This is a genomic window from Desulfobaculum sp. SPO524 (assembly GCF_044987625.1).
GTDB lineage: Bacteria > Desulfobacterota > Desulfovibrionia > Desulfovibrionales > Desulfovibrionaceae > Desulfobaculum.
The window spans coordinates 1003786-1023392 of the sequence record NZ_JBJDSB010000002.1; the positions used below are offsets into that span (position 1 = coordinate 1003786).

Annotated in this window: 8 protein-coding genes; all 8 read right to left on the minus strand. The window is 65.9% G+C overall.

Features of this window, described 5'->3' with window-relative positions:
* Positions 1–377: 377 nt before the first annotated feature.
* From ACI3L3_RS10080 to ACI3L3_RS10115, 8 genes are read right to left on the minus strand one after another with little or no spacing between them, the layout of a single operon-like run.
* Positions 378–10583, minus strand: coding sequence for a PLxRFG domain-containing protein (locus ACI3L3_RS10080; RefSeq protein WP_404844977.1), 10206 nt, complete (start codon positions 10581–10583; stop codon positions 378–380).
* Positions 10580–12079 (minus strand): hypothetical protein, encoded by a 1500-nt coding sequence (locus ACI3L3_RS10085; RefSeq protein ID WP_404844978.1) that lies wholly within the window; start codon positions 12077–12079, stop codon positions 10580–10582. Before ACI3L3_RS10085 ends, ACI3L3_RS10080 begins: the two co-directional genes overlap by 4 nt.
* 2 nt (positions 12080–12081) lie before the next feature.
* Positions 12082–13035, minus strand: coding sequence for a hypothetical protein (locus tag ACI3L3_RS10090; RefSeq protein WP_404844979.1), 954 nt, complete (start codon positions 13033–13035; stop codon positions 12082–12084).
* Entirely contained in the window at positions 13032–13496 is a 465-nt protein-coding gene (locus ACI3L3_RS10095; protein ID WP_404844980.1) for a hypothetical protein, read from the minus strand. Before ACI3L3_RS10095 ends, ACI3L3_RS10090 begins: the two co-directional genes overlap by 4 nt.
* Before the next feature lie 2 nt (positions 13497–13498).
* Positions 13499–15643: a hypothetical protein gene (locus ACI3L3_RS10100; protein WP_404844981.1), complete on the minus strand. Its 2145-nt coding sequence runs from the start codon at positions 15641–15643 to the stop codon at positions 13499–13501.
* A complete protein-coding gene (locus ACI3L3_RS10105) occupies positions 15636–17255 on the minus strand; it encodes a hypothetical protein (RefSeq protein WP_404844982.1) in 1620 nt (539 codons plus the stop codon). The genes ACI3L3_RS10100 and ACI3L3_RS10105 overlap by 8 nt, the downstream gene beginning before the upstream one ends.
* Positions 17255–17563, minus strand: coding sequence for a hypothetical protein (locus ACI3L3_RS10110; protein ID WP_404844983.1), 309 nt, complete (start codon positions 17561–17563; stop codon positions 17255–17257). Before ACI3L3_RS10110 ends, ACI3L3_RS10105 begins: the two co-directional genes overlap by 1 nt.
* Positions 17564–17572: 9 nt before the next feature.
* Positions 17573–19606, minus strand: a complete 2034-nt coding sequence (locus ACI3L3_RS10115) for a hypothetical protein (RefSeq protein ID WP_404844984.1) — start codon at positions 19604–19606, stop codon at positions 17573–17575.
* Between the last annotated feature and the right edge of the window lies 1 nt (position 19607).

The following is a 19607-nucleotide window of genomic DNA, read 5'->3' on the forward strand; positions in this document are numbered from 1 at the left end:
AGAGGTTATTACAAGAAGAACAAGCTATTGTAAACATTAAAGCATTTCAAAATATTGCAAACCATCCACGATCATATGATAACCTAGGTGTGTTTTTTGTTGGAGATTACTGTAATATTGAAGCGATGTTGGTCAAGTTCTTAACTTGCTCTCTATTACTTGGTCCATTTATCGACAATATAGAAAATATGATTTGGTTTTTTTATTCCAATAAAACTTGTTCTTCTTTGATTCATGATAACTCTCTCCCGCCTTATGCACACTCAGTAACAATGTTCCAGTGTCTGAATCTCATCTTCATACGTGAGCACAAAATGCAAGTGCGCTAGTCTATACAAGGAGTCCCCCTGACGCCTCCTCTCGCATCCGAACATGCTTCACCTCCCCCGCACCAACCCCGGTAGCGGCTTGATCATGAACTGCTCCTTCCCGGCCTCGTGCATGCGCCTGTTCCATTCAAGGCGCTCGCGCATGGCTTTGCGTCGTGCTTTTTCGTCGCCTGATCTGACGGCCTGTAGGTAGTCGTAGACGAGCTGTTTCTGTTTGCTTTGCCGGAAGTTCTTGAGGTCTTCGGCTGTGGAGTAGGCGTCCCAGCTTTTGGCGCGGCTGAGGGGTTGGAAGCCGATGGCTTGGGCTATGGCTTCTTCTGCGGTCAGGCGGTGGGCTTTGGTTTCGCCGGGGAGTGCTATGGGGCGGCCTGAGCGGGTGTAGGCGCCTTTGGTGGTGAGGCGGTGGGCCTTGAGGATGTTGGCGAGGCCTGCGGGGAGTATTTCTTCCAGCGCCCTGCCCGTATTGCCCTGGCGCAGGTATCCTGCAGCAAGGCCGATGTCCTCTATCAGCGCCACGGGGACGCCGAGGATTTCGAGGCTGTTGTCGAGGACCTGATCCGTGAGCTGTTGGTCGTATTCGATGCGCTCAAACACCGGCAGTTCCATGCCCAGCGATCCGGACAGGTTGACGCCAAGCAGCGCGGGCACGCCGTAGGTGGCCGCGTCGCGCGCCTCGGGGCTCTCGAAGTGGCTCCGGACCATCTCTGTCGGATCTTCTCCGAAGAACTGGCACGCGATGGACGCAAACATCTTGTAGAGCGGCAACGCCGTGACACCCCCGAACAGCGCCGTCGCGCCAAGGGACATGGCCACTGCCCTTTTCCCTCGCCAGCCCTTCTTCATGAGGAGATTCCGCCACAGGCTCAGCAGCCCGTGGGTGAACGTCCGGAAGGTGTACGCTGTGCTCAGAAACTTGTTGCCGGTGCCGCCCCGAAACAGCTCCGGCCGGTTGGATTTGCCGTAGAGGAAATGCGAGTCCAGCACCACGGTTTCTGCGTATTCACGGGCATCCTCGTAGCGCCACTTCTGCCCTTTTCTGTACCCTGCCGCCTCCAGCACATCCTTTGCCCGCACCTTCCCATCCCGCGCGATGCGGTACGCCGCCAGCGCCAGCGAACACCGGTTGAAGCGCTCCGCCACGGACATGGGCAGGCCCGCCGTCTGCACGATTTTTCCGTAGAGGCCATACGCCTTCCCAGCCACCTGCCCGCGCAGTTCACGCATCATGAGGTCATTGGTGATGCCGGTGTAGTACAAGTCCTCAAGGAGCTTGCGCTCATCCTGCTTGAGCGCTCCAGCCCGCCCGACCTCCTTCACAACGTAGTCCATGGCCGACGTGAAATACGAATGCGCCGTGGCAAACGACGTATCCGCCGACAGCCTCGGAACGCCAGCCACCATGTTCTGGGTGAAGTTCAGTGTCGCGGTTTTGAGGTTGTAGCCGAGGTACTTGAGGAAGATGAGCGACTTCACACCCTGAATGATGTGGTCCACGCGGTCGGAGTTCTGGAGCATGTCCTGCACGTACCGCGCGGCGTAGCCGTAGAGCCGCGGTTGTTTGGCGGCGTCGATGTTGTACAGCGCATCCGTAAACGCCCGCGCCGCATCCATTTTGGTGAGCCAACCGTACAGCCCGCTCTTGTGCTCCCACAGAATGCGTTCAATGTCCTGCGTTTCAAAGCCCGGAATATCCATGCGGCGGATGGTATGCCGCCCCCACCCGCGCATTTTGAGGACGTCGGACACGGACTCATGGAGCAGTGAGCGCAGTTCGTCCTGCTTGTCCTTGTCCGCGCCCGTGCGCTGGACAGCGGCCCCAATGACCTGCTCCATGGCGTCCACCGGGATAGCGTGGTCGTACACATCCTCCGGCAGACTCTGCGCCTTGCCATACTCCCACTTTGCATTCGGATATTCGCGCGTTACCTGACGCATGAGGCGTGCGGCCTTAAAGTCCGGGAGCAGGCGCGCATAGAAGTGCTTTCGGTACAGCGTCTCCCCGGTTTGCGGGTCGGTGGCGCGGATAAAGTGCGTGCCTCGCCGTACGTGCGGGAAATAGTTGTGGATGCGGCCCATGGTCGTCCGGTAGCCCTCGATGGACTCAGGGGCGCTTTGCATCTCGCGCATAGCGCGCAAACGGTTGTAGACCACGAGCTGGTCGGCGTCCAAGGACCGGCGGATCGCCACCACAGCTTGCGCAATCTTCATGGGCACGCCCCGGTTGATGAGCACCTGCCCGAGCTGGCGGTAATGCTCCGGGTTCTCGCGGCGGATATCGTGTCCGTTTTCGTCCTTGCCCACCACCTGCGTGCGCGGCTTTGTGACGCCCTTGAGCTTGCGGCCCTCAATGGCCCAGATAACGCGCGAGAGCAGCTCCCTGTCCTTGCGGCCAAGCCCTGCGAAATGCTCGCGCACGCCCTCCCAGGAACGCAAAACCGCCTCGCTGCGCGCCTCCTCCCGGCGCAGTTCAATCTGCATGAGGGGCTTAAACTCCGGATGATCCTTAGCCACCCAGTATGGCTGGCGGATGACGCGCTCAAGCAGGCCCATGTCCTTGTCATCCAGAACCCGCTGACGCCGCAGCTCCCGCGCCGCCTGCCAGAAGCTCCCCTCCTCGGCCTCCGCAACATGAAAGACAAAGTCCTCAGCTTCGAACGACCGGGAAAAGCGGTGCGCCCCGCTCATGCCCATCGCCTCGCGCGGGCCATGCACCGTCCAGCGCACGGCGTCGGCCACAATCTGCCCCATCTCGCCTTCGGAAAGCGGCATCCGGTGACGGCCCACCAGAGCCCGGACGGCGCGCCTTAGCGCGGCCTTCACGCGTTGCCACAGGTTCTTCTCCTGCTGAGCGAGGACCTCGCCAAGGCTGACCCGCTCCGCGATGCGCGCGAGGTGTTCCTCTGCGGCTTCCCGGCGGCCGCTGGGCGTATTCTCCAGCCCGTGCTCCTGAATGATGCGACGCATGGCATCACGCGGCGCGGAGCGCGCTACAGCGTTGAGCATGCGCCGGAGCTGTCCGGCGTCCGGGAACAGGCCGCGTAGGCCGTGGTGCAGGCCCTGTTCGTGGAGCCACAGCGCCAGCGCGCGGTTCTCCGAGGTGATGTTCTCTGCGATGAAATAGGTTGTGCCCGCCTCCCCGTCATACACGGCCTCTACAAGTCCTAAGCCGCGCTCACGCCGGGCTTTGGCCTGAATATCCTCCGGCAGATCCGAAACGCTTTGGACGACCTCAAGGGGCAGCGCATTCACGGCCCTCGCCTGAAGAGCAACCACCGCCCGCCGCACGCGCCGCGCGCCAATGCCCTTGCCCGCGGCAGGATCCCAATGGCGGCGGCTGAAGCGTTTCTTCTTGTCCCCGAACTCGCGTTCAAAGGATTCCTCCGCCGTGGGCGTCTCCACGCCGGGCAGTCGCCCCTGCCCGCGCACACTGGCGACGGCATCCTTGGCGTACCGGTCCCATGCGGCCTTGAACGCCGTGGGTTTCATACCGTCGAGGGCATACGCCAACCGCACCACATAACGGTCGCCCTTGGACGTATCATCCTCCAGCAGGCTCCCGGTGGCGAAATACTGCCGCAGGTCCGCCATGCCCTGCGCGCGCATACGCACGATTTGCCGCAGCGCGTGCTTAAGCTTGTCCGAGATGTCCCACTCGTCGCCGCGCACCTGCACCTTGGCGACGGCGGGGAGCACCCGGTCTATCTTGCTCAGGGCGGCCGCCGGCGCGGCGTCCAGCAGGTCGAAGTCGTCCACGACGCGCCCGCGCAAGGCCAGCTCCACCTGCCGCTTGCCCTCGTCGCTCAGAAGGCCCGTTTCCTTATTCAGGATGCGCCCTCTTTGGGACGCCTCCAGAACGCCGTCGGCCTCAAGGGATTCGATGAGCTTTCGCGAGCCGGGCTGATTCAGGTACTCCCGGAGCGTAGCGTGCCCCTCCAGAGCTTGGGCCAAAATACCCATGGAGCGCTCCGACACCATGCGCCCACGGCTGACGCCCTCGGCCTTGGCGTCCAGCCCCTGCGTGAAGGCCTGATTGTACAGCCGCGCCCGGCGCGCCATGGTCTGCGCGTCCATGTCGCCCTCCACAACGCGCACGAGGACGGGCCGTTCAAAGCCGTCCACGGCCTCAGGCTCCAGCCCGAACAGTACGGCCTTCTGCCGCAGGGCGTCGCGGTACGTGGTGGCACCGCCTGCGTCGTAGGCAAGCTGGATGGACATGGCGCGGGAGTTGCCGCCAAGGACAACGCCCGCATCCGTGACGATGGGCGGGCCATTTATGGCGTCGGGATTGTCGGAGACCACAAAGCGCGGATCGAGGCTGGCGGCATTCCGCCGGACCTTCTGCTGCTCTGCCGGGTCCAAATGGTAGGGGCGTTCCTGTACGCCGTCGGGATAGCTGGGATTCTTTTGGAAATTGTGCAGGGCACTATGGGAGGGCACGATGTCCGCGGCGTCGCGAACCTCGTAATGGGCAGGGTCTTCACCCTCAGCATGAAGGACTGTTACTGCTTCGCCTTGGTGGGCGGCTCGGCGTCTTCCAGTTCCTTCTGCTGCCTCAGTTCGACTTTCTTCTCGTCCTTCGCGTCGTGAAACGACTGGTACAGCGCGTCCGGGCTGCTCCAGTCGATCGACTCCATCAGGTCGAGAAACTCGTCGCGTTCCTTTTCGTCCTTGAATCTGCTCATGGCCGGAGTCTACCACCGGATTTTCCACGCCTGCAACGCTTTTCGCCACTTCAAGGGCGCGCGGGGAGCGCACGCGCTGCCACGCGCCAACGCTTCGCGCCCAGCGAAAACCGCTACGCTTCAGCCGGCCACGCATCTCGGCGTCCGGCTTGTCGTCAAAGAAGATTTGCACGCGGTTGTCTTCGGTACTGTCCACGATGCGCCCGCCGTCAAAGCTCCATTCGCCGCCGGGGGTGCTGTCCGAACGCTGGAGCGACGCAAGGCGCTTTTTGGCCTGACGGATCTTTGCGGAGTTGTTGCTCAGGGCGTAGCCGGGGAAGGGCTGGTCGCCCTCCCAGTCCCGCTTATTCTCCTTCCACTTGCGCACCACGGCCCGCATGCTTTCAGAAACATCCATTTTCGCCACGTCGCCCTTGGCGCGGCGGTAGGCCTTGTTGATGGTCTTCATGCGCTCCTGCAGGTCCTCAAGGGCGGCAATCTTCTCCTCCAGCCGCACCAGCGCTTCCGGGTCATCGGACGAGATGGCGGTGTTCGCCTGAGCGGATGCGGCTTTGTCCGCGTAGTAGTCCGCCTTGCGCCCTTCGGCCACGGCCTTGTCCATTTTGAGGCGCGAGCGCTCCAGCGTGCGCAGATGCCCCTTACGGGAATGGTGCCCCACCGGCTGTACGGGCTGACCAAGGGGAATGCCCGAAACCAAATCGCTGGACGCCTTGAAGCTCGCCTCGCTCCGGTCCTTGGCGCGCTCGGCCGCGCGCTCGTACTTCTCTATGCGGGCCTCACGGCGGTAGTGGTAGTCGGCGCGGCCTCTGGATGGTGGGGTGTCCGAGGCGTCGTCAGCCTTGATGCGCACTGGCGCGGTTCTCTTGAGCGAGTCCACGGCATCCTCAGCGCTCTTCCCGCTGTAGAGGGACTGCGTGAGCTGCTGCAGCACGGCCTTCAGCTCGGGGGAGTTGGCCGCCTCCACGGACAGCACCAACTGGCCCTGCCCTTCCTCTCGTGCCTTGCGCGCAAAGAGCTCACCCTGCCCCTTCTCGGCGTTGTAGCCGTAGGACACAGTAAACGACCCCGGCGGCAACTGGTGCGGATGGATAGTGATTGCCTCTATCTCAGTCACAGCCTCCGGCTTATCCAGCACCACAAGGTGTGTGGAAACACCGGTACCGCTCTCCTTGAATGCACCGTCCGGCAGCGCCTCGTGAATGCCGCCCTGCTCCTCCAGCCAGTCCCGGAAGGCGGCGTCGGCCTTCTGCTCGCGGAAGAAGGGGCCAGAGCTCATGACGGACACCAGCCGCCCGCCGGGCTTCAGCAGGGAATAGGCGTGGCGTACATGCTCGCGTTCCTGCCCGTTTTCAAAGGGCGGGTTCATGATGATGCGGTCATAGGGCGCGCCGCTGTGCTTGAGGAAATCACGGCCAACAAGGGTGTGCCCTTTGCCTTCAAGAATGCTGCGCAGCGCGTCCACTGTCTCCACCACGTCGAGGTGGGCATCCGGGTGCGCCGTCTTCACGGCGTCGGCGATATTGCCCTTGCCCGCGCTTGGTTCAAGCACGCGCATGCCGCCCCTGATGTCGGCGGCCTCCAACATTTGACGCACCACCGGGGCGGGCGTTGGGAAGAACCCCGGAATCTTGCGGCCGACCAGCTCGCGCTCGGCGCGCCGCGTGGGGCTTTCCTGTCCCGGCGGCACATAGTGGCTGAGGAATTCGCGCAGAGTCGCCCGGAGCGCCTCGTCTGACGCAATGCCCATACCGGAGAGGCGCTTTCGCACCTGCAGGGGCTCGCGGAGCTGCCAGCCGAGGTACTTGTCCCCAAGCGGGGCCAGCTTGGCTACCACCTGCCGGGCAAGGTCCAGTTCCTGTTCTCCCGCAAAAGTATAGGTACCTTGGTCATCGGTGCGCGCAGCCCGCGCCCGCAGGCGCTTGGCGAGGCCCTTGCCACCACGGACGCCGTTCAGACGCTCTGCGAGGCTTTGCAGGATTTCGCGGTGCGCCTGCACCTTGGGAAGCTCGGCAAAGGTGATGTCCTCAGCCTCGAACCGTTCATCGCTCCGGTCGGAGCGCTTTCCCGACGGACGTTTGTATGCGGCGCGTTTTAGCGCGCTCACAAGGGTCTGGACCTGCACCTTTTGACTGATGCCCCCCAAATGCGTGGTTTCGCCCCGCTCTATGGCGTCCGCGATGCTCTGCATGGTTGCCGCAAGGGCCAGTTCGCGCCGTGCGGAATCCTCCTGCGCGGCGGCCTCGCGCGCCCGTTTGGCGGTGTTGGTCCTGCGCTCTGCGGCAAGGGACTGCGTCGCCGTTTCATGCAGCCGCCCTGCGACCTCGCGCAGGCGGGACGCCCGCTTGGCGCTGGCTGGCGGCGCTTTCTCCTCCTGTCTCTCAGCCTTTGGCGCGCCCTCCTCCGGCGCTCTTCCCTCTGCGGTAGCCATGAACTGCTCCGCCGCATCCTGCGTCTTGAACTGGAAGCCGGGAATTGCGCCGCCCTTGGCGTAGCGCGAATACCATCCGCCCAGACGCTTGGCCCGCGCGAGGAGTTCCCGATACGCGGCGCGGTCCACGCGGCGGTCAAGGCGCACTACAAAGAGGTCGTAGCCGTCGCGGGTGTGTTTGGTGCGCTGCATGGACATCTGCGCGCCTTGCGTCCCGGCGGCGTCTTGCACGGATTGCGGGCGCGCTACGCCCCGCTTTTCGCGCTGGGCGCTTGCGACCAATTCGTCGTATCGCTCACGTTGTTCTGGCGTCATGGCCTCCTCGCCGCGCAGGCGAAAGAGCATGCGGAAGTCGTCCAGCGTCTGCGGGTCGTCCATGGCGCGGCGATAGCGCTGGTAAAGCTCCTGCCCTTCCTCGCGGCGCTTTTGCACGCGCTGTGCGTAGGCGGCCACGTCCTCATCGGTATAGTTCGCGGCCTTGTCACGCAGGGCTGTGGCCCGGCTGGTGGGCATATCGCCAAGCACCTGATAGCTCAGGGAGCCGTCCAGCGCGTAGTCCATGAGCATATCGCCATACACAGCCTGCACCACGTCGCGCTTGCGGCGTGCGCCGCGCCGGGAATTGAGGCCAAGGCGCTTGCGCAGTGTCTCCACGGTTTGGCGGCCCAGCTCCGCCTTGATGGCCTCCTCCGCTTCAAGCAGCCGGTTCACCTGCCCGCGAACATCCTCCGCCGAAACCTGCCCCTCGCGCAGGCGCTGGAGAAAGGCGTCATGGGCGGCCACGGTGTAGGGCGTGGCGTCGTCAACTGCCGGAGCTTCCGGCGTGGGGGATGCTTCTTGAACCGGCAATTCCGCCGGAGACGTTTCCGGCTCAACCTGCGTGGGCCTCGCTTGCGGAACGCCTTCAGCGTCGCCAAGGGAAAGCGGTTCAGGTTGTTGAGGCGTCTCCGACGTAGGCGGGACGGGCATGTCCGCAGGCACGTCCTGCACCGCCTCCACCTCTGGCGCTTCAGCCTGCGGCGCGTCTTCGGCGGGGCCGAGGGCAATGGCCTGTGAGGGCACGGGCAGGTCGCGGCGTTTCCAATCCGGGACAAGGTCAAAGCCCTGCCCGGACGGGAGCGCCGTGGGCGTGGCATTGCGGATATGCTCCAGCTCCCACAGCGCGTGGGCCAGCGTGCGTTCCTGCTCCTGCGTACGGTCCTGAATGCCGGAAAGTTGGTGCACCACGTCGCTCAGTGCCTGCGCGCGCTGTGCGGCCTCTTCGCTCAGGCGCACGGTTTCGGCTCCGGCCTGCTCCGGCAGGGTATCCAGACGGGCCGGGAAGACGTCGGCGTGGGCGTCCTGATAGCGCCGCTGGACGGCGTTTTCCTCGTAGAAGCCCGCTTCCTCGCGGCGGCGGAGCAGGGCGCGCGCGATGGCCGTACGCGGCAGATTGCGCGAGCCTTTGCGCGTGGCAACGCCGTGATGCGAGGCAATGCGGCGCACCTCGGCCACGGGCAAGGCGTTCAGGCCTTCGGATGTGAGTTCCTCCAGCGCCGGGACAGGGGGAGCCGTTGGCTCTTTGGCTGGCTCCTCCTGCCGGGGGTGGAGCGCTTCTTCAAGGCGCTCTCCCGCCCTGCGGCCCGTTTCGGTTGGCGCGGGCTCCGGGCGCGTTTCGTCCTGCTCCAGCCAGCGGCGGCGGGCAACGTCCTGCCGCGCGGCGTCAAAGTCGTAGTCAATATCGGACGCTTCGGGCGGCTCCACATCCGGGCCAATCTCGGGGCCACGTCTGCGGCGCTCAAGCTCCTCCTCGGCAAAGGCGGACACCATGTCCGGCCCGCCGTCGCGCTTGTCCGCAAGGGGGAACAGGGCTTCAATGCGCCGCCGCGTCTCGCCCTTTGCCTCGTCCTGCCGCGCCCGCTCCTCTTCAGCGCGGTAATGCTTGCGCAGGGCGCCAAGGTCAGCATTGCGGATGCGGTCCTGTGTGAGGGGAATGGCCGGGCGCTCCCGAGGCACCACGTCCACAAGGTCCACCACCTCGGCGGGTGCGTCTGGTGCGTGTGGCTCGTTCTCCGGCTTTGCCACCTCGGGCGTCTGCCGGGGCTGGTGGTGCATGGAGCGCACAGCCGTGCCCGCACCAGCAAAGCCGCCAGCCGCCACCGCCGTCGGCCCAAAGACCATCCGCGCGCCCTGCCCCGGCTCCAGCGCGTCCATCCCTGCGCGCCGCCGTGCGGCCTGCTGCACCTCTGCGGTGGTCATTTCGCCCGCCTCTTCGGCGGGGAGCACCTTGAGGTAGTTCATCGCAAGGGTTTTCAGCGTACTCCGGACGGAATCAAAGGCCGGACGCGACCACGGCTTCGTTACTTTAAGGAGCGCCCCGCCGATGAGGTCCGAAAGCGCCTCCCCGCCGCCCTCGGCCACGGCGGACGCCAGGGCTTCGGGCTTGACGTCCTGCGGGTCCAGCCCCTGCTTTTGTGCTTCCTCCAGAAACTGATCGTACTCCGCCGCGCCAAGCACGGTGCCGCCGCCAAGGGCGTACCCCACAAGGCTTCCTGCAGGACCGGCCGGAACAGCCGCCACCGCGCCGGGCAGGCCTGCGGCAATGGAGACCGGTGCGGACGCCGCGCCCTCGTACAACGCGCGCCGGACCTCACTCTGGCGCGCCTGCGTGGACGGCTGGAAGAACGGCAAACGCTCGGCCCGCTCCGTGCCAGCAATAACGCGGGACGGCAGGCCGCTCTGCGTATCGTCCCCGGCTCTGCCAAGGGCCGTGCGCGCCGCGCGGGCAAAGGTTTGCGGCGTATCAAGAACAAGGCCACGCGCCAGCGCCGCGCCCACATCCTCGCCCACGGTGCGGCGCGGCGGAGCATCCGCCCCCGGTTCCGGGGCTTCCAGCTCGCCGCGTCCCCACGCGCCAAGGCCGATGCCAAGGGGCGTTACGGGTCGGATGCGCCCAAGCAGCCGCGCCGCGGGCTTCACGTAGGCATCAAGGAAGCCTCCGGCACTGTCGTCCTGCGGCGCAGGCTGTTGTTCGCCCTGCGGCTCGCCCTGAAAGCCGTCGAGCCCGGCAACATACTGCCGGGACGCCGCAACCATCTCCTCCCTGCTCATGGAGTCGGGGAACGCCACCACCTTTCCGTCCGGCATGCGTACTCTGACCATCATTCAAAGGTCCCGGTCGAAGGATTGAATACAAAGTCGGCCCCGCCCGCCTGCGACATGGTCAGCCCCTCGCCGTCCTGCGCAAAGGGGCTCATGCCTGCGGCGATGCGCTTTCGCGCGTGGTGGACGGCCTTTTGGAGAATCTGGGGCGTAGCCTTGTCGCCGCGCAGGAGCAGGTCCACTTCCTCGCGGCTGAGCGTTGGCACCAGAAGCGGGATTTCGCGCTCTTTGCCGTCGAATTCCACGCCGACGGAAAGCTCCGTGGAGATGCCGCCGCCGGGGCGCTCCAGTTCGCCGAGGAAGCCTTTCCCCTTGGGCGTACCGTCCACGCGCAGGCCATAGCCACGCTCCCGCTGTGGGCGCTCCTGCTGTGCTGGCGGCTGCTCACGCACGGGCATGGGCGTGGCCTGCTGAGGCGTGCCACCCTGCGGCTTTCGCACCTTGGCCCGGACCATGGATCCGCCGCTGATGCCGGGGTCTTGAAGCTGTGGCTCCAGCCCCTTGCCGCGCATTCCATCGGGCAGGAAGCGGATGCCGAAGCGTTTCATGTTCTCCGGCGAGGCCGCCACGGTGACGGGGTTGCCCCAGACGTCCTTCTGCCCCGTGTTGGCGATGGCGTCCCATGCGCGCTTAAAGTCCACCCACGAGGACACTGTGGAGCCGTCGGGCATAATCCACACGCCACCGGGGCTTTCGGCTGTCTTGGGTTGTGGCGCCGCAGGCTTTTGGCCGCCCTTGACCGGGACCGCACGCGGGCCGTCCTCACCGGGCTGGACCGTGTAGAGCGAGCCGCCCACGGTGTAGATTTTCGGCGGTTTATCCTCACGCGGGGCCTGCGCGCCGGGGATGGGCACCGCGCGCATTCCGCCTGCGTCGTCGCTGACGATGTTCACAAGGCTTCCGCCCACATTACGGATGAGCGGGTCCTTCTCCTTGGCCGTGCCAAAGCGCGCGTTGAGCCAGGAGCGAAAGCCCTCGGGCGAGCGCATGGCCGCGGCCTTTTGCACCGCGTCGCCGGGTCCGGCAAAGCGGATGTCGCCGCCCTCCACGTACTGCTTGGCCCCGTCCTCGCCCTGACGGTAAGGGCGCAGGGTAAAGGCCTCGCCCTCACCCGTGACGGCCTCGTAGCGGTAGTCGTCCGGGAAAATCTCCGAGGCCACCTGCGCCACCACCTGCGGGTCGCCGTCGGACAGGATGACCTTGCGCACGGCGTCATCGCGCTGGCGCGAGAGCTGCGTCATCTCGTGGCGGAGCTTGGCGGCGTCGTACCCAAGGCGCTGGGCGGCCTGCTCAAGCTGGGCAGACTGCGCCCTGCCATGACGCCGCGCGGCCTCGTCCCACACCTTGGGGCTGACGTCGTCCGGGCGTTTCTGCGGACCATAGCCGCCGCTGTGGCGCTGCATAAGGTCGTCCACGTCGCGCTCAAACATGCCGGCCTTGGCGTCCTTCACCACCTGACTGCCCACCATTCCCAGCTTTACCCAGTCGTCAAATCCCATGGCTAGCTTCCTCCCAAAAGGCCGAGGCCTGCCCCGCCCATGGCGCCAATTGCGGTGCCCCAGCCGGGCATAATCTGCGTGCCGATCATCGCGCCGCCCATGGCGCCGCCTGCGGCATTGCCTGCTCCGCCGCCCTTGCCGGTGGTTCGGACGCTCACCGGCTGCATGCCGGAGTTGTTGGCGGCCATGGCCTGCGAGGACAGCCCAAGGGCCATGTCCCCGGCGTTATGCACGGGCATCCGCTGCATATCCGCGCGGGTGCGGGGCATCGCGGCCAGCGCCATGCCGCCGGTATCCCCCGTCCCCGGTAGGCCCGAGGCCCGGCCACGCACCTGCATGGCCGTGGTCATCTTGGAAAACGCCCGGTCCTTCTCCTGCTCCCGCGCTACGGTGCGCGCTCCGCCCATGGCGCGGGCCTTGTCCAGCCCGGTATCCGCAAGGAGCGCCGCCGTACGCCCGCCCGTGAGGCCCATGCGCGCGGCGCTCCGGCGTACGGCACCGCCCGCGTCCTTAAAGCTTTGGGCAACGTCCGCGGACGCGCGCCCCATGGCTCCGGCCACATCCGGGCCTTTGGCGGCCTCGGCGTAGAATTTTTCCGTGACCGGAGCGGCGGCCTCCAGCTCGCTAAGCTGGGTTTCACGCAGGGCGTCCTTGACGGCGCGGCCTTCGGTGATGTCGCGCATCTGCTCCTGAAGCCCAAGGCGCGCCGCCTCCGTGCGCAGGGGCAACAGCTCCGACTGCGACGAGAGTTCAGCGCTGCGAAGGCCCTTTTCCTGCGGCAAGAGGTCGCGGTGTGCGCCCACAACCTGCTCCTCATAGGGCAGGAAGTGGTCCAGATAGATATTGAACAGGTCATCCGCGCGGGCGTCCTGCTTCTCCGCAATGCTCGCCATGCGCCGCGCGGCCTGCGGGTCCTGCGCCGTGTATTCAACGTTTTTGCCGGTATCGAGACTCATGACCGCTCCTCCAGATAGCTCCCGAGGCTTTCGTCATGGATCATGCGCCGGATCTCGGGACTGACCGTGCGCATCCAGTCGTAGCCGCCCACGATGTAGGCGCACATGTTCACGATGTCCCCGGCCATGTCCCGCAGGACAAAGGCCACGTGCATCTCATGCCCGCGCCCGCTCTCCTCAAAGCGGTTGGCGTCGAACCACGCGTTTATATAGCTGGCCATCAGCGGCACCAGCTTGGCGTAATGCCGCGCGTAGAAGGGATTTCGCGGCAGTTCCACCAGCGCGTACCAAAAGGCCCGGTTCACGGCTTCGGACGGGACGTCCCGGTCGCCGTCGATAATGTCGTCCCACACCTGCGAAATGTGGCTGACCATATGCACAAGGGCGGCGGCGTCCGTGTCGCCGCGCAGAAAATGCAGAATACGGCGGGACTGGCGGCGCTGCGCGAGGGTTTGGGGCATGGTCAGTCTCCTATGGCGATGATGTTCACGTCTCCGCTGGCGAGGACCGTGGCGCTGGCAAGGTGAAAGTCGAAGGAATCAAATTGGATATCGTTGGTGGTCTGGGACGGATTGGTTGCGTAGCGCCACATGGACACGGAAACGCTCACGCTGGTCAGGGTCAGCGACGCGGACGCGGCACAGTTGGAGAGCGAGGTGAAGGCCAGCTCAAAGGACGAAGACGACAGCACCGAGCCCGCGCCATCGTTTTCACTGCGGCTGACGGACGTGGAGCCGCCGCCAAACGTGGTGTACCACTGGCCCACGCCGGACAGACGCACTTCCGCGATGACGCTGGCCCCGCCGCCGTCCACCGTGGCCTGCGTGACGTCCACCTGCCCGGAGAAGGTCCACGTGTAGTCCACGGAATGGACGTTCCAGCCGGCCGTATTCACCGAAGGCATGGACACCCCAGCGCTGGTGGACGTGGGGCCATTTGCCGACGAGCCGTTGAGACTAAGCGCCGTGCCGGGACTGACCTGCGCGGTGCGCGTGGTCCAGTCCTTTTCGGGTTCGGAGACGGTGAACGTGCCGCCCGCAAGCTCGCCGCGCGCGTCCACGCGGATGTCGTGTTCCCCGGCAGTAAGTCCCTCGGTGGCGGCGTCGCTGACGTAATCCAGACTGGGGCCGATGGTGACGGTGCGCCATGCGCGGGGACTGCCATCCACCACCACGCGCCACTGGATGCGCTTGGCGTAGAAGGTGTTGCTGGTGCCCGTTGGCGTCACGGATTTCAGACGCACATGCACGGTGACTTGGTCGCAATTGGCGGGCGTTCTGGCGGTGCCGGACGAGAAGGTGACGCCATCCGAGGTCGAGGAGCTGGACAGGCCCACGGACTGGTTGCCGCCCGCCGGATCCAGCGTGAGCTGCGCCACGGGCCGGACCTCCCAGAAGTCCGTGAGTCCGGCCTTGCGGCGCTTCTCGAACCCAAGGTGGAAGAACTGGTTCTGGTTGCCGTACGCGCCGTCGTAGCACTGCAGGTTGGCCGGAGAGACCATAACGCGCGGCTCCGCGAGGAAATAGCCAAGGTCCGCCCACTGATTGTTGGGCACGGCGGTGAGGTGCTCCACGTTCTTGACGGACTTGAACAGCCGGTGCTGGCCGTCGCGCCAGCGGTAGAAGAACAAATCCCCGGCGTCGAATACCGCAAAGTCGAACCCCTCGTTGACGCTGCCGTCCTCGTTGATGGCTCCGTCCGGGCCGCACAGAATCTTGCCGTGGTTGTTGCCGGCGTTGCCCGAGGTCAGGTGCAGGTTTCCGGCCCCCACATGCAAAAAGCCGCCCTCAGCAAGGCGTATGGCCGCAAGGGCGCTGATTTCGCCGCCGGTGAGGGTTCCGGCCTCCAGCATGCGCGAGACAATGGTCCCGTCTACAAACATATCCCCGGCAATGCCCACGCTGGGCTCGCCGTCAATGTCGCCCACCACAAACACGGCCTTGGGCTCGGCAACGCCCGCCTCGGGCTGGAGCACCATGAAGGAGTCCGCCACAACCTTGTGGACGGTTTCGTAGCGCGTATCATCCGCCAGTGTGGCAAGGGCCTTGTTGATGGTCTCGGGAAACGACGCCGGGACCACGTAGCCGCCCTGCGCGTCCGACGGCGTCCACACGCTGTACCGCCCGCTCCACGTCACGGCGCGGATCCAGTACCAGTAGTCCTTTTGCGTGGAGATGCCCGTATCGCGGAATACGGCCACCGGCGCGGTGGCGATGCCCACCCGCGCGGCGTCATCCCGCGAGGCGGTCTCGGAGCGCCAGACCTCCACAAACCACAGGTTCGGGTCCGTGGGGTTGGTCCATGAAAGGCGGTTCACCAGAATCTGGTTCTGCACGGAGAAATCACGCGGCGGGTTGGGCACGGTGTCGTCCGTGGCTTGCCGCGCAAAGTCGAACATAGCGCCCGTGGCGCGCACAAAGGCCGACGGCTGGACGCCAATGGTGGCAAGGTCGCGCACAAGGAGCGCCCGGTTTCGCTCGGCGTTGGGGAGCGTTCCGGTCAGGGTGTTCACCACGGCGGCCACGGCCTCCATCCATGCGCGGACGTCTGGCGCGGCGCTGGCCGGAATGGCCGGGAGCGCAGGCAGGGCGAGCTTGCGGTCAGCCATGGAGCAGTTCCTCCACACTGGCGGCAACGCGCACGGCGTCCACCTCGGCCAGCCCTTCAAGTTCCACTTCAACTTCCCGCGCCGCGTAGCCTGCAGGGAGCCGGAAGGGTTCGCTTGAGGGCACGGCGGCCTCATGCCGCAATGCCCCGTCGCCGTAGAGGCGGAACGTCACCGGCGTGGTGGAATCCTGCGCACCCACCACCTGCGCCGCCGTGGGGTTCCATGCGCGTTCCTGCCGGTCCGTGTGCGAATGCCAGCGGTATTCCAGCGCGGCAGTGCCGCCCTTCCAGCGCTCCACCCGCCAATCTGTGCCGTCAAAGGTAAGCAGGTACAGCGCCTCGGCGGGTTCGTGGTGCAGACCATGCACGGTGCGCGGCAGACGCAGTTCGCGCACGTCGCCGGTGGCAAGCTCCACGGCGATGCCCGTCCCCGTGCCCGCAAAAAAGGCCATGTACGCGCCCTCGAACACGCAGGCGATGATGTCCTGCGGCCCCAGCACCTGCCACTGCTCCGAGGTGTAGGTCTCCTGCGTCAGGATGCGCCCGCCCTCCGGGCCGATGAAGGCCAGCCCGTCGGTTCCGGCGTAGAGCACGCCGCCGGGCACGCTGACCACACTGCGCTTGGAAGCGCAGGCCTGCTCAAAGGAAAGGGGCACAAAGGCCATGGCCGCAGGCTCAATGCCCGTGGCAATCCACGGCCGCCCCGTGGTGCAGGCCACCACCGTGGTGCCGTAGTAGCCGATGCCCACGATGTCCTCGTCCGCCTCCAGGATCCACGCCTCGGGAAAGGCGTAGGGAATGCCCGTTTCGGACACAAAAAGCTCCCGCCCGGCAAAGCCAAAGCAGATGCCGTTCTGCGCAAGGAGCAGCCCCTGCAGGGCGTCCGGCGGACGCGTCCAATCCTCCGTAACCAGCGCCTCGCCAAGCTGGTCATCGGTCTTGGCGTCGTCGTACTGGGTGATTCCGGCGTCCGGTTCGCCCACAAGCTGATAGTCCGCCGCGCCGCCAGCGCCCGTGACAAGGCGGTACACGCGGTACGAGGCCGCGCTGACGCCGGGGAGCGTTGGCGCGGCAAAGCCCGTCAGGCGCACGCTTTGCCCGTCCGACACATCCAGCACCGCCGACGGCGGCGAGGGCGCGGACTCCTGCCCCCATTCATTGACGTAGGTGTAGACATAGCTGGTACTGCGCGCCACCTCCTCCCCTGCCGCGCCCAGAAGCTGCACGCTCAGCGGCGAGGGCGGCTCTTCAATGCCAAGGCGCAGGGTCTGCGTGGGGAAGCTCTCCGGCGCGCCGGAAAAGGCCATGTCCGCATCCGTCTGGCGCGGGTAGCCGTCGCCCGTGAACATGATGCGCCGGGCGCTTGGGTACGGCGAGGCCACCACGTCCACATCCCCCGGCCACGCAAGCCATTTGCCCTCAAACAGCGCAATGCTCCCCAGCTCGCCGGGTTGCTCCAGCACGTCAATGGTCTCCAGTCCGGCCATGGGGCGCAGGGACGCGCGGGACAGATCGCAATTGCGGGCAAGGCGCGCCTGTCCGGGGTCAAGGTCATGGCCGCGTCGGCGCGGACGCATTCCGCGAAAGCCCGGTATGACGATGGGGCGCGGCATTACAGCTCCCCAGCGCACTCGGCAAGGGGCGTCCCCTCGTCGTCGTAGCCGTCCGCGATAACGCGCGCCCACGCCTCCACCTCGCTCTCCCCAGTGCCGGGTATGACCTCGGCGCGCGGATACTCGCTCCGGTGCCGGTCCACGGTAAAGGACTCGGTGCGCGCCTCCAAATGCGCCATAATGCCCGCCGTGTCGCCTTCAAGCTCCGCCGGGACGTCGCCGCACCGCCACGCGCGCCCGTCCAGCGCAAACTCCACATGGAGCCGGTCTCCGTCCGGGCGCTCTCTGATGCTGACCACTTCAATCATTTCGGCCTCCTATCGCAACTGCACGCCCAGAAAATTCAGGGCGCTGACGTCGAAGGTATTGGAGCCGGACGCGTTGATGTCGTACTGGATCTGTCCGGAGAGGTCGCAGGATGCCCAGCCGGACAGGAGCTGGGGCGCGTCGTTGGTGCGTCCGGCCACCATGCAGGCGAAATCCGCGCTGGTGTTGGCCCCGCGCAGCAGAAAGGAATAGTTGCCCGCGCCGGCGCTGCCCGAGTCCCGGCAGTTCACGTACATGAACACGGCCTTGGCATGGGCCGGGAGCCTGCCGCCCGCCTCGGCCTGCACGCTGGTCTGGTTCCAGCCATCGGAGCTGAAGGTGCCGCCGTAGAGTGAGGCAAAGGGTACAGGCGTTTCCAGCCACAGCACCTCGCCGGGGACGGGCTCATACGCGCCCGCGCCAAGGGAATCGGCAAGGCCAAACATAGGACAGCACGCGCTTACGTCCCCGGATGCCTGCGCCAACACAAAGCCCACACACACCCGCGTGACGCCTTGGGGGATGGCGCGCGTCACTTCCAGCCACTCCCAATTCCCCGAGCCGGAATGCTGGGCGCTCATGGTGCTGCCGTTTGAGTCCAAAATCCGCAGGCTGGCGTGCCCGGCGACGCTGGTCTTCACCCACGCGCCAAGGGTGACGGTACGGCCCCGGCAGTGCTGGGGCGGAACGTCGGAATTGAGGACGTCCCCGGCCTGCGAGGGGTGCATGATGACGCCGTACATGGCGTTGCCGGTGACGTCCTTGCGCGTGCGTTCCACCGCAAGAGTGTTGCTCTTGCTCCAGCCGTCCAGCGCCTTGGAGTTCGCCTCCGCGCAGTGGGGGACCATTTCGTAGGCGGTGCAAAAGTCGCAGGTAATGGGCCTATCCAGCGTGAATCTCACATTCGGCGTCACGGCCACCACCTCAAAGGCGCGGCCCGCGTAGGTCCCGGTGACAAAGTGGACAAGGTCGCCCACAGTAACGTCGCGGGTATTGGACGTTGTGCAGACTCCGCCCGTGATGCCATCGGCCATGCTGAGTGCCCCGCCGAAGGTCTTGGCCGTGGCGTTGCTCCACACGCCAAAGCAGGCGTTGGGAAGCAGGTTCCGGGGGCGCGCCGTGGTGCTCAAGGCCGCGGCCTGCGCCTCATCGCGCGCGGCTTCGGCCCCGGTGCGGGCGGTGGCGGCGTCTGTGGCGCTTTGGGCGGCGGCGCCGGCGGAAACGGCCGCGTTACTTTCGGAGAGGCCTGCGCTGCTTGCTGAATCCTGAGCGGCGGTTGCGGACGAGGACGCGGCGCTCGCTGAAGACTGCGCCGCATCACGGGCGGCAAGGGCGTCATCCTTGGCCGTGACAGCCACATCCCGCGCCGTTTCCGCCGCGTCCTGCGCGCTTTGCGCTCCGTCTCTGGCGGCTTCGGCAAGGCTTTGGGCGTCCGTGGCGGCTGTCTGCGCCGCCTGCGCCTCATTTCGCGCCGTGACAGCGGCATCATGGGCGGCCTGCGTGCTGGCCTCCAGTCCTTCCACCGCGCTCTGCATGGCCGCCACAGCATCGCGTACGGCCTCGGTTTCGCCCTGCGCGGTGGCCGCGCTATCCCGCGCTGTCTCCGCTGCGGCCAGCGCGTCCTGCGCGCCTGCTTCCGCCGACTGCGCGGCGTCGCGGGCGCTATGCGCCTCGTCACGTGCGGCAAGGATCTCCGTGGTGAAGGCCTCTGCCGCGCCCTGCCGGGCATACGGCGGAAGTCCGGCCACGTCGTGCAGTTCGCAGTTCGTATTGGGGATAGCGCAGGTGACGGCCACCACGCTGGTGGCGCCGCCAGTGGGCAGAATGCGGATGCTCCATTCACTGCCGCTGGAGCCAAGCTCATTAGGGAAAAGATCGAGGACGCAGACGCCCGCGGCATCGGTGACGCCCTCAATGAGCTTGGGCACCACAAAGCCCTGATACCGCTCCACAGCGGTGAGCCGGGCAATAACGCGCGCACCGGCCATGGGCTGGCCGTCGTCGGTGCTGGCCCGGATGGTGACTGCCACGGTTGGTGCGGACATG

Bases quoted from the DNA above. Each gene is read 5' to 3' on its own strand.
- ACI3L3_RS10080 (WP_404844977.1), bottom strand. From the start codon at position 10,583: ATGATGGTCAGAGTACGCATGCCGGACGGAAAGGTGGTGGCGTTCCCC.
- ACI3L3_RS10085 (WP_404844978.1), bottom strand. From the start codon at position 12,079: ATGGGATTTGACGACTGGGTAAAGCTGGGAATGGTGGGCAGTCAGGTG.
- ACI3L3_RS10090 (WP_404844979.1), bottom strand. From the start codon at position 13,035: ATGAGTCTCGATACCGGCAAAAACGTTGAATACACGGCGCAGGACCCG.
- ACI3L3_RS10095 (WP_404844980.1), bottom strand. From the start codon at position 13,496: ATGCCCCAAACCCTCGCGCAGCGCCGCCAGTCCCGCCGTATTCTGCAT.
- ACI3L3_RS10100 (WP_404844981.1), bottom strand. From the start codon at position 15,643: ATGGCTGACCGCAAGCTCGCCCTGCCTGCGCTCCCGGCCATTCCGGCC.
- ACI3L3_RS10105 (WP_404844982.1), bottom strand. From the start codon at position 17,255: ATGCCGCGCCCCATCGTCATACCGGGCTTTCGCGGAATGCGTCCGCGC.
- ACI3L3_RS10110 (WP_404844983.1), bottom strand. From the start codon at position 17,563: ATGATTGAAGTGGTCAGCATCAGAGAGCGCCCGGACGGAGACCGGCTC.
- ACI3L3_RS10115 (WP_404844984.1), bottom strand. From the start codon at position 19,606: ATGTCCGCACCAACCGTGGCAGTCACCATCCGGGCCAGCACCGACGAC.